General features: G+C 51.4%; 11 protein-coding genes. 7 read left to right on the top strand and 4 right to left on the bottom strand.

All coding sequences use genetic code 11. The features are described 5' to 3' along the window. Nucleotides 1–388: 388 nt before the first annotated feature. The 5 genes from E1162_RS03715 to E1162_RS03695 all read left to right on the top strand — a co-directional run bounded on the left by E1162_RS03715 (nucleotide 389) and on the right by E1162_RS03695 (nucleotide 6,914). A complete protein-coding gene (locus E1162_RS03715) occupies nucleotides 389–1,918 on the top strand; it encodes an OpgD/OpgG family glucan biosynthesis protein (protein WP_155127000.1) in 1,530 nt (509 codons plus the stop codon). Between the two features lie 199 nt (nucleotides 1,919–2,117). After that, the gene (gene mdoH, locus E1162_RS03710) at nucleotides 2,118–3,944 is read left to right on the top strand and encodes a glucans biosynthesis glucosyltransferase MdoH (RefSeq protein ID WP_257098642.1); all 1,827 of its coding nucleotides are present in this window, start codon (nucleotides 2,118–2,120) and stop codon (nucleotides 3,942–3,944) included. Between the two features lie 121 nt (nucleotides 3,945–4,065). Then, entirely contained in the window at nucleotides 4,066–5,688 is a 1,623-nt protein-coding gene (locus tag E1162_RS03705) for an ArnT family glycosyltransferase (protein WP_155126995.1), read from the top strand. 10 nt (nucleotides 5,689–5,698) lie between these two features. Next, on the top strand, nucleotides 5,699–6,151 hold the full coding sequence (locus E1162_RS03700) for a GNAT family N-acetyltransferase (protein ID WP_257098641.1): 453 nt from the start codon (nucleotides 5,699–5,701) through the stop codon (nucleotides 6,149–6,151). A gap of 52 nt (nucleotides 6,152–6,203) precedes the next feature. Next, nucleotides 6,204–6,914 (top strand): glutathione S-transferase N-terminal domain-containing protein, encoded by a 711-nt coding sequence (locus E1162_RS03695; RefSeq protein ID WP_155126988.1) that lies wholly within the window; start codon nucleotides 6,204–6,206, stop codon nucleotides 6,912–6,914. A 68-nt stretch (nucleotides 6,915–6,982) separates the two neighbouring features. Here E1162_RS03695 and E1162_RS03690 read toward each other — a convergent pair whose 3' ends face one another. Together E1162_RS03690 and E1162_RS03685 are read right to left on the bottom strand one after the other, a co-directional pair. Further along, nucleotides 6,983–7,417, bottom strand: a complete 435-nt coding sequence (locus E1162_RS03690) for a DUF2147 domain-containing protein (protein WP_155126985.1) — start codon at nucleotides 7,415–7,417, stop codon at nucleotides 6,983–6,985. Nucleotides 7,418–7,533: 116 nt separating this feature from the next. Beyond that, nucleotides 7,534–7,950 (bottom strand): DUF2147 domain-containing protein, encoded by a 417-nt coding sequence (locus E1162_RS03685; protein WP_155126982.1) that lies wholly within the window; start codon nucleotides 7,948–7,950, stop codon nucleotides 7,534–7,536. Between the two features lie 353 nt (nucleotides 7,951–8,303). Here E1162_RS03685 and E1162_RS03680 point away from each other — a divergent pair, with 353 nt between their 5' ends. Beyond that, nucleotides 8,304–8,573, top strand: a complete 270-nt coding sequence (locus E1162_RS03680) for a hypothetical protein (protein WP_371311800.1) — start codon at nucleotides 8,304–8,306, stop codon at nucleotides 8,571–8,573. 172 nt (nucleotides 8,574–8,745) lie between these two features. Next, nucleotides 8,746–9,243 carry an acyloxyacyl hydrolase gene (locus tag E1162_RS03675; RefSeq protein ID WP_155126979.1) on the top strand — a complete coding sequence of 166 codons (498 nt, stop codon included), beginning with the start codon at nucleotides 8,746–8,748 and terminating at the stop codon, nucleotides 9,241–9,243. A gap of 53 nt (nucleotides 9,244–9,296) precedes the next feature. Here the strand turns inward: E1162_RS03675 and E1162_RS03670 are convergent, their stop codons facing one another. Together E1162_RS03670 and E1162_RS03665 are read right to left on the bottom strand one after the other, a co-directional pair. Then, on the bottom strand, nucleotides 9,297–10,328 hold the full coding sequence (locus tag E1162_RS03670; protein WP_371311799.1) for a TRM11 family SAM-dependent methyltransferase: 1,032 nt from the start codon (nucleotides 10,326–10,328) through the stop codon (nucleotides 9,297–9,299). Nucleotides 10,329–10,423: 95 nt separating this feature from the next. Then, a complete protein-coding gene (locus E1162_RS03665) occupies nucleotides 10,424–10,909 on the bottom strand; it encodes a cupin domain-containing protein (RefSeq protein ID WP_155126976.1) in 486 nt (161 codons plus the stop codon). Between the last annotated feature and the right edge of the window lie 192 nt (nucleotides 10,910–11,101).

The following is an 11,101-nucleotide window of genomic DNA, read 5'->3' as shown; positions in this document are numbered from 1 at the left end:
GGACGAGCGGAGCGGTGATCCGGTATCCAGTTCAGCTTATGGGGTTCTGGTCTAGGCCCCGGCTCTGCGGCCGGGGTGACAGTTCCAGTTGTGGCAATGGCTCGTCTATTCCACTGCCGTCATACCGGACAAGCGCAGCGATGATCCGGTATCCAGCTCTTTTGGCTGCGCTAACGACGCTTTGCACCTACCTAATCTCACACTCCATTTCCCATGCCATTCCAAATCCTCAGTGCTTCCTCGCGGGTGCCTCACCGTAATGTGAGCGCTCGTTAGAAACGGTGGCTTGTAGACCACCGCGAATACTGCCAGCAATTGAGTGAGGGACGAAAACCGCGCTGCAGCGGTTCTCTGGTAAAGAGGGGAAGGGCGGTCTTACATGGGGCAGATGCATCTTAAAAATCATAGGTCTTTGAGGCTGAACAGGCTGCTGGTTGCGGCGGGCCTAACGATTGCCTCTACGCTTCAAGCTGCTGCGTTCGATCTGGATGATGTGACCGCGCGCTTGCTCTCCTCAGCCCAAGAAGGTGGGGATGCGGCGATCTCCGCAGTGTTCCCTGAAGGGCTCAACTATGATGGCTATCGTACAATTCACTTCCGCTCTGATGCAGCTCGCTGGAAAGACGCCGCCCCCTATGAATTGCAGGCATTCCATCTGGGCTGGCTTTATGAGCAGCCGGTTGAGCTGTTCGAGGTGGACGATGATACGGTTTCGCCGCTGAAGTTCACGACGCAAGACTTCACCTACGGCGATGATGTGGTGCTGGGAGAGGGAAGTGATGAGACAGTTTTCGATCCTGCTGGCTTTCGTCTTCATTATCCGCTGAATACAGATGACTATAAGGATGAGCTGATCGCCTTTTTGGGTGCGAGCTATTTTCGCGTTCTGGGGCGGGGAAGTGTCTACGGCCTCTCTGCAAGAGGGCTTTCTGTAAACACAGCGACGGGAGAAACGGAGGAGTTCCCAGCCTTCACACGGTTTTATCTGGCAAAACCGCAAAAAGGCGATACGAGCTTCCGCGTTTGGGCAGAGCTTCGCAGCCAGAGCGTTCTTGGTGCCTACGCTTTCACAATAACACCGGGGGCGCAAACTCGCGTTGAAGTCGATGCCCGCCTGTTTGCTCAGGACGATATTGAGCAGCTCGGTATTGCTCCGCTCACCTCCATGTATCTGTTTGGCGAGAACGATCATGCAGGCTTTGATGATTTCCGGCCTGAGGTTCACGACAGTGACGGCCTTCGCATCGTGACTGCTTCGGGCGAGGAAGTCTGGCGACCGCTGAGCAATCCGCAGTCTTTGCAGCATTCCTTTATTGCTGTCTCCAATATGGCGAGCTTTTCGCTTGAACAGCGAGACCGTAACCCGCTGAGTTATCTCGATGCCAATGTTTCTTACGAGCGCCGCCCATCTGTGCGTGTTGTGCCCGAGAGCAATTGGGGTGAAGGGCATGTGGTACTTATGGAAATTCCGACTGATCAGGAAATCCATGACAATATTGCGGCCTTCTGGACACCTAGTGAGCCAGTTAAAAAGGGGCAGATGCTCAATTTCCGCTACTCTCTTTATTGGGGAAGTGAAGTGAGCGAACCTGTTCTTGCGCCTGTATTGCAGACGCGGACCGGTAAGGCAGGACATGCCGTTGAACTTGCTGACCCGTTAAAGCGCAAATTCGCGATTGATTTTAAGGGTGATGAAGCCTTCCAACTTTTTTATGCCAGCGAGGTCGAGCCGCAGGTGAGCCTTGCCAATGGCACATTGGAAAATGTTTATGCCGAAGAGATCAGCAGTGGACATTGGCGCGCTTACCTTGATGTGGAGCGGGAGGCGGAGGGCGTTCCTGTCGAGATGCGCTTGAAGCTTTTAGAAGGCGAAACACCGGTAACCGAGACATGGATTTATCAGTGGGGGCGTCCATGAGCCCATTACCGGAAAAGGTAAAGTCCTCCGCTTATGAATGCGCTGATCAAAAGCCCGTTCTTTCCAGTGGTCCTCAAAGTCCATTGGTCATGCCGGTTCAGTCTTTGGAGCCAATTGTAGTATTCAAGCCGCCACGGGCTTTCTGGCTTAAGTGGATAGATGTCCTCAAGCACAATTTTGCAAAATGGCGCGGGGCTTGATGGCGGCTTCGCTATCTTCAAACGGTGCCCTGTTCTGGTGGCGAGCGTTTGCACTTGGGCTACCGGTTCTTGTTGCTGCACTCACCAGCTACCTTTGGCTATCGGCCCTCGCCACGGACGGGCTGTCGTTTCTTGATTGGCTGCGGACTGCATTGTTGTTTCTTGGGGTGCTTTGGCTCGGATGGGGCGCAAGTGTTGCGTTGATAGGCGTTGCTGTATCCGGCGCGGGCCGGCGCGCGCACCCTGAAACAGATCATTCTCAGGTTCTCACGTTGCCCAGACATGACCGCTGTGCACTAGTCATTCCCGTTTATAACGAGGATGCAGATGCCGTTTATGCCCGCCTTGATGTGATGCGACAGCAACTGGCTAAACTCGCAGTGAGTAGCCGTATTGATTTCCATGTTTTGTCGGATAGCACGCGAGACGATGTTGCTGAAAAGGAGCGCAGGCTAGCAGAGCATTTGCTTGCTGAAACCCCTGACGGGCCCGCAATTTATTACCGTCGTAGAGCACAGAATACCGCCGGAAAAGCAGGCAATGTTGCCGAGTTTTTGGAGCGAAGCGGCGGAGCCTACGAGACGATGATTGTGCTTGATGCAGATAGCTTGATGAGCGGGGATACAATCAAGCATATGATCGAGGTGATGGACCGTGAACCACAGCTTGGCTTGTTGCAGACGCTGCCAATTATTCACGGTGCGCCGAGTGTATTAGGGGTGGTGCTTCAATTCTCCAGCGCGGCCTATTCGCGGGTGTTTGCAAGGGGGCTTGCGAAGTTGCAAGGAGCCACCGGCCCATTTTGGGGGCACAACGCTATTATCCGTACGCGAGCCTTCGCAGAGTGCTGTGGTCTTCCCTCACTGGAAGGTCCAGCTCCCTTTGGCGGACACATTCTAAGTCACGACACGGTGGAAGCTGCCCTTCTGGCACGTGGCGGCTGGGAGGTGCGGTTAGAACCGGAGTTAGAGGGCTCCTATGAGGAAGCTCCTGCCAATTTGCTTGGTTACGCGGCGCGTGATCGGCGTTGGTGTCAGGGTAATATCCAACATTTGCGCCTTGTTGCGGCAAAGGGTTTATCCCCGTGGAGCAGACTGTCGTTTTTGCTGGGAGCCTATGCCTATTTAGCAGCGCCTTTGTGGCTGGGTTTCATTGCTTTAAGCGCTTTTGACCTTTTAAGGGCTGAAGTTGGCGTGATGGAAGCGGGCAATGCTAATGAGGCATCTTATGCTCAGGCGCTTCAGGTAAATAACACTCTGCTTATTATCGGTGTTTTCGTTCTACTCTTTGGGCCGCGGCTGCTCATAGCGCTGCGCCGATGGCGAGAATTAACTGGCAATATCTCCGCATTTGCTTTGGCGTTTAGCGGTGAGTTGGCGTTTATGTTTTTCGCCGCGCCGTGTTTGATGGCGTTTCAGGCCAGGGCGATCTTCGAGATAGCGCTTGGCCGTGATTGCGGGTGGACTATTCAGCATAGAGATGGCGGGGGACTGCGCTTTTCCGATTGCTTATCCGCTTGTTGGTGGATTTGTATTCCAGCAGTATTTGCGCTTGTTGCCATCATTTGGATTGGCGGCGCTCAAGCAGCTCTATGGCTTCTTCCAGTTTTTGGGGTGTTTGCGCTCTCACCCTTTGTTGTGATGATAAGTTCAAAAAAACTCTCTGATCCCGTTCGCCAAAAAACACTTCAGGCTTTTGCGAGTGAGGAAGAAAACAGCCTTTATGCTTCCTTCAACGACGCTAAATCGCGTTTAGCGTTACAGCTTCAGGTACCTGAAGGCGCTTCCCAAACAGCAAACATAAAACCCGCCAAGCTGAATGGTTGAACGCGCTCTAATTGCATTCATCTTCAAAAAATGTAAGTCAAAGTTGTTGTGGGGTGTTTCCTGATCCGGGAGTGTCTCAAAGTCATTGAAAAACATAGCTTTATCTACAAGGGGCGAGTCGATGAGGGGAAGGTCGGCAACGGCGGAGGCTGATGCACGGTTTCATTTGGAGCTAGAACAGGTTCCATGGTGGGCAAGGCCGCGTACCGTGGTTGCCATTGTTCTCGGTTACTTCCTGTTTAACCTCGGGTTTCGCTCGTTCGGTTCTCCTATCCTTGGCACTGATGACATGTTTGAAAATGTCTACGTGCAAGATTTCCTGCTTGGCTACACGCTTCGGCAGCCGCCGTTTTATGAGTGGTATTTGTATGCGGTTCAACAGGTTACGGGGCCTACGATCTGGGCGTTCCAGATTGTAAAGTACTCGCTGATAGCCGCAGCCGGGCTATTTCTCTATGCAGCTGCGCGAAAGGCAATCGCCGATGAACGCTTGAGTGCGTTGGCCGTTTTTTCCTACACGCTGTTTTACCAGATCGGATTTAACCTCCACGAAGGGGTTACACACACCAGCGTTCTCATTCTCGCAATTGCAATGAGCCTTTATGCCTTCATGCGGTACTTGGAGCGAGCGACGTTTTGGAACGCCGTTTTGCTCGGTATCGCATTCGGGCTTGGCATGCTGGCAAAACACTCGTTTGCCCTTGTTCCAATCGGCCTATTTCTTGCAGCTCTCTTTGATAGCTACTGGCGCAGACGTTTCGCGCTTGTTCCCCTTGTTATCACTGCTGCTACCGCGCTGCTCGTTTATAGTCCTTACCTATTTTGGGTGTTGGGCGGAGAGCAAAACCTGCTTTCGGCTTCGGTCAACAATATGGTGCTGGAGAAAGAGACTAGCCATCTTTCTCGCGTCCTTTCAGGGGAACTGAAGCTTCTAACATCGTCGCTCGGGTTTCTTGTGCCCTTCATAGTTCTCGTTCCGCTGGTGTTCTTCCGGTCTTTATTCCCTAAGAAGGCGCGGCGCGCTGTGATCGCGACTGGAGAGCCTACACAAGACCCGCTTCCGAGTGACTATGGTCGCCTGATGGGGCAAATGGTTATTTTTACGGTGCTTTTGACAGCCGTTGGAATTCTCGTATCAGGCGCTACCTACATCAAAGAACGCCACATGCACCCGTTGTTTATGGCGCTGCCGCTCTACTTATTCTCGCGCATTGCTATCGGAAACCCCTCGGACAAAGCGGTTCGCGTGTTCGCAAGTATCTGTTTAGCCTTGGTGGTTGTTGTCGCCAGCTTACGCCTTGTCGGGTTTATCGCGCCGGATAAAACCAGCTGCGGTGGCTATTGTCGCCACATGAAACCTTACGATCAACTCGCTACGAGTCTTTCAGAAAAAGCCCCTGCAATTCAAAAGGCCACGATTGTTTCGCTGGATCATTATACCGGCGGAAACTTGCGGGCGTTCTTGCCTGATGCTCGTCATGTCATCAGCAGCTACCGGCCGCTTTCACCTGCGCGAGAAGTTTGTTTTCTTGTTTGGGATGCTGGTGATAAGGCCGAAGCAAAGCCGTTTGAACAAAGTTGGGGTCGCTCCGGCTTTGATCCGGCGCTGAAGCCTCTTCTTGCCGATGTCGTCGATATGGAGTTCGTGCAGATAAACTGGCCGCATATCGTGAAGCCTGAAGGATATCGCATTACGAATTGGGGCTACCTTCGTCTTTCCAGCACTGCAGCAATTTGCCAATAGGAGGCTGATGATGATTCACATTAGAGAAGCAACAGAAGCCGACCTTGAGGCAATTCTGGGTATTGTAAATGCAGGTGCTGCTGGCTCACGCGTTGGTATGGAAGCGGGCGATGTTGAGGTCTACCGCGAGACCTTTTGCAGAATTAGCGAAGTGCCAGAGTTTCGCATTTTTGTAGCAACGGATGAGAACGGCGAAATTATCGCGACTTATCAGTGGTCTCTCTTTTATTCCCTCACGTTTCAGGGCAGGCCAAGGGCGATACTGGAGAGTTTTCACAGTAGGGCGGATAAACGCGGCCAAGGTATTGGCGCTGCAATGCTGGAGCATGCTGTTGCCTTTTCGAAGGAACACGGATGCTGCATGATCCAGCTGACAACAAACAAGCAGCGTGTGGACGCACACCGGTTCTACGCCCGCCATGGCTTTGAAGCGACGCACGAAGGTTTCAAGCGAATGTTGTAGTATATTAGCTGGCTACAATTGATTTTTTGAGAAAATTACCAAGGAACTTGATATGGCCCACGAGCAGACAAAACCGATTGAGCTTTACTACTGGCCAACTCCAAATGGCTGGAAGATTTCCGTTATGCTGGAGGAGCTTGGCGTTCCCTACGATTTGAAGCTCGTAGATATCTCCAAAGGCGATCAGTTCAAGCCAGAGTTTTTGGAAGTATCTCCAAATAACCGCATGCCTGCGATTATCGATCCTGAAGGGCCAGATGGAAAACCGATCTCGGTTTTTGAATCCGGCGCGATCCTTCAATATCTCGGTCGCAAGTTTGAGCAGTTCTACCCAACAGATGAGCGCGCACGAGTCGAAGTAGAAGAGTGGCTGATGTGGCAGATGGGCGGCTTTGGCCCCATGCTTGGCCAAAACCATCATTTCCGCATTTATGCGCCGGAAAAGCTTGAATATGCCATGAACCGCTACCTCAACGAAACTCATAGGCTCTACGGCGTTCTCAATAAGCGCTTGAAGGGTAGGGAGTATATCGCCGGGGAATACAGCATTGCAGATATTGCTTGTATTGGCTGGTCCCAAGGTTGGGAGCGGCAGGGTATGGATCTTGAAGAGTTTCCCGAGGTTCGCAGTTGGCGCGAGCGGCTTCTAGCTCGTCCTGCTGTCGCCCGTGGCTTGGAGCTTGGGTTGGATTTGCGCGAAAAAATGAAGCTGGCTGAAGATAAAGACGCACAGTCAGTATTGTTTGGTCAGCGCAGCAAATAAGTCGGCGCAATGGATAAGCCGGAGAGAGTGCTCCGGCTTATTCGCGTTTTTGAAGCTGCCGTTCGCCGTTACTGTGCTCTGATCCAGTCTTCGGACTTACAAATGTTTACGACAACCTTTTTGCAGCCCGTCAGCGTTAGCTTGCCGTTTGTCTGCAGTTTCAAGGTAGCTGGTACAGCCATGCCGCGTTTGGGGTCGTAGACCATTCCGGCCCACTTATCAGTAGAAACCGGTTTTAGACCCCAAAGCACATTGATGCCCAGCACCTTGCGGTTCCGCTTGCTTTCGTCTTCGTTATTTCGGTCGGTTACCTGCTCCATGATCTCGCCATTGGGGGGCGGAAAATCCAGAAGTTCCGCGCATAGACCGTCATTGCAGGGTTTGATTTGAACTGTCGCCTTGTCATCCGTGATCCAGCGACCCTCAATACTGGCTGCTGCCTCGCCGCCGCTTGCCAGTAGACCAGCGGCAATCAAGCCGCCCAGAATTTGTCTTTTCGCCATGTAGCCGTTTTTGTTTTTGTTGTTGCTCTCGCCTTTCAAGAAGACGAGAGCTATCTAGCTAGCATAGGCTATAGTATTTGTGACTAGTTTCAAAATACTTGGTAAATTTGCAGTAATTACTTGGACTTGCTCCAAGTGTCGCCCTTACAGATCAATCCACCCAGAGCACACCCTTGCAGCTTTAGCTTGCTTGCGGACAACAGCTCCATTTTAGCGGTGTAGGTTTTACCGTCTTCAGCGTTGTAGATCTTACCTTTCCATTTTTTGTCGCCATTGGCTTTCATCTTGGAAAGGATCTGGATGCCGATAAGATCGCGATTACGGAGCGATGCTTTCGGGTTTTGAGTGTCTTTGCGCGGATTTTTCAACCAAACAATTTTACCGCAGATTTCAGAACCGCATTTGGTCATCTGTATCTTCGCGCTACCGTCGGCGCGTTTCCAAACGCCTTCAGGGCCAGCAGCCAGTGCGCTAGATGCGCCGATACAAAGAGTGAGTGCAGCAGCCGAAAGGCCAGTCATAAGCTTGTTCATGTTTCCCTCCCAAAAAACTGGAGCAGCTTAGCCCCTTTCCAGAGCCTAGAATATCTCTCAGTTTATAGGAAGTAGGCGGATGGGCGGAGTTTGTGGCGCAAGGGAAGGGGATGCATCTATGCTTTACAAGAGGCTAATGCGTCAAACGTCGGTCGAGGCTGCGCCCATTGATAGTCATAATGAATTGAGAGTTTTATGGTAAATGAACTCTTAAATTAACCGGGTGTTTTTGTTTGGTTCGCTTAATTTTAACTATAGCACTTAACGCTAGGGAAAGTGATCAGGCCTAATCTTTTGGTTACGGGAGCTAGCCGGGGCCTAACAGGCGGCTCTCCAATGATCAGGAGAATAAAATGGCACGTTTGGACCTAAAGAACGCCGATATTGCCGAGATGGGGTGCACTGGCCTCACCGCGGAGTTGATGTTGCAGATGGGGCTGGATGCAGCTTCTGGACGTCAGGGCGTTCTCGACCTCATTGAAGCACACAAGTGGTTTAACCTTGCAGCCTTTAAAGGCAACGAGGAAGCTGTTCAGCTAAGGGCAGAATTGTCAGAGCAGATGTCAAGTGAAGACGTTGCCCTCGCGCAAAAGGCGGCGCGGCATTGGCTTTCCCTTCATTAAGCCTGTTGCTGAACTCGCACACTTGGCACGCGGCTATCCATAGTTATGCAATGGGCTCTTAAAAACTTGAGAGCCCATTTCCTTTGCCCCTGTACACCTTGATATCGATCTAGTAATAACTACGTAGTTTTTCGTTGCGATTTGTTATCAGTGTATTTAGGGCTCAATTGAAATGGGGCATTCCAAAATTTCCCGTCTGTCTCTGGCGCTGCTCCCCCTTATGGTGAGTGGTTCGGCATTTGCTGGCGAGCTGGTGGTTGGAATTGGCTACGATGATGTTTTCCAGCAAAGAACAGATCCTCTGCTGGCAAGCGTAGAGGTTCGTAGTGAGCCATTCTATCAAAACAATTGGGTTCAGATCGCGGGCGGCGCTGCTGTTCAGTTTGACCAGAATGCTGATGTCTGGGCAGGAGGCGGTTTAGTCGCCTATGTTCCGATTAATGACGCTTTTCGTTTAGAAGCGAGCTTTATGCCGGGTTTCTATAATGAGGGTACTAAGGGAAATGACCTTGGTCTCGCGTTGGAATTCCGCAGTCTGATTGGGGCATCCTACGCAATTGCCGAGAATTATCGTGTAGGTCTCTATCTGGACCATAAATCCAATGGCAACCTTTCAGAGACAAATCCGGGTGTGGAAACGCTTACCTTCTCGGTTCTGCGAGAATTCTGATTTGAACGCGAACGTAGATGTAAAAAAGGCGCCTCACTGGGCGCCCTTTTTGTTTATGGCTTCACCGCACAGATAATGTTGCGGTTGATGGATTGATCCACTCGGTGGAGATATCCTGCAAACGGAGCTTCGGCTTTCACCGTCAGGCCAGCATTTTCCAAAATCTCTTTGGCGACATCCCACTTGAGAGTGAACTCATTGAATGACAGCACGATGGAGGCGCCGCTTTTCATTGAGTTGACCCAGCCAGCGATGGAATCTTCCAGCAGTTCGGCTGGGCTGCGGCTCAGCCGGCCAGTGCTTGCTGTTTTGCTTCCGTGCTGAACACCGTAAGGAAGGTCGCAGACCAGCATGTCGCAGCATTGTTTCTTTACCAGTTCAGGAAGGCGGCGGGTATCTGCGCAATAAACCTGCAGGGTGAGTTTATTGTCGTCAGCAAACGCTTCTTTGGTTGCCGCTGTTTCTACATAAAAGAAGTCAGCGAATTTTTTGCCGTTTGAGTCGCTACGCTTTTCACGGCGGATGCGGTGTTTGAAGCGGCCGGTTTTCAGGTACTTGATAAGGAAGGCCTGCAGATCGGCGAATGAAGCTGACTGAACTTCGGTACCGACTACGTTCATACCGCGAATGATGCCCTCAAACAGTGTCGTGCCCTTGCCGCACATTGGGTCAAGTAGGGTCTTCTTTTCACTGTCTGTTGAGCAGGCATTTATGGCAAGGTTCACCATGAGGCGCGTAAACTGCTCGTTGGTCTTGCCGGTGTAGCGCAGAATTTGGTTCAGGCTTTCAGGGAAGCATTCAAAAGGCGGAAGTTTGATTGGGCGTAGCAGATCTTCACCAGCGATCTCGAAGAAAGCGTAGGTGAGGGAGCTGGCGGCAATGGCTGTGAGCTCCGCTTCTTCCAGCGGTTCTTGTGTTTCAATAAGAATGGCTCCCGGAAGAGCGCTGTCCGTCATAACGGAAATTTTCGGAGAAACACCGTTTCGAGACAAAATCGCGGCGAGCTCAAGTTGGCCGATCTCCATCGCGCTTTCAAAATAGATCCGGTTATGGCCGGGATTTGCTAGAAGGGCATAAGTATGCACGAAAGCCGCCTGTCTTTGATTAATTTGAATTTGGAGTTGCTCATATCAAAGGCCGTCATCAGGTTCAATGCATCCCGCACCCAATCCTACCCGCTCTATTTGAAATTGCCGGTTTCTTCGCCTCTGCGGTCCACAATGTCGGAAACGGTCAATATGGCGGTCGTATCGCCCTTGTTCTCAACCCAATGAACAACCTCGGCGCTTTCTATAATGACCTCTCCGTTTTTATGGGTAAGAGGAACAAGACACTGGTCAGTGTGTTCCACCAGTTCGCCCTGTGTCACTCTTGCAAGGGCTGGGCGGTTTGTATGTCCATGAACGGGAACATATCCGCCGGGTTCAATAATGATATTGCGAAGGCGGAGTTCTCTTCCCTCTAGAAATAGAGGCGCATTGCCCAGATCAGTCGCCTCAATCTCCTCTGTGCGGACATCCTTGCCTTCAGTAGGTGCGTTGGTTAGCTCGTTCGTGCCCACTTGTTCGGGCGGGCAGGGGGCCGCTGATGCGGTAAGTGGGAGGATTACTGCAAATAATGTGAGCGTGCTGAAGGTGATTAGGGGGCGGAACCTACGAATATTCATTTTCTGCCTCTTATTTTTGGCAGTTACGGTAGCTCCAAGGTCTATGTGGGGCGTTAAAGGACCAGCTAAAATCTGAATTGCTGTTCTCAAGTTTTGTTCTGTCTCAACGAGTTATCCCGTGAGCGGTTGTGTTTCTTGTAATTTTTGAAAAAGTTAAGAGGGTTTGTGTTTGTGATTGATGCTTTGCGCACA

It is taken from the genome of Pseudovibrio flavus (assembly GCF_009711345.1).
In the GTDB taxonomy this organism is placed as follows: Bacteria; Pseudomonadota; Alphaproteobacteria; order Rhizobiales; family Stappiaceae; genus Pseudovibrio; species Pseudovibrio flavus.
This window is presented reverse-complemented; position numbering and strand designations above follow the sequence as displayed.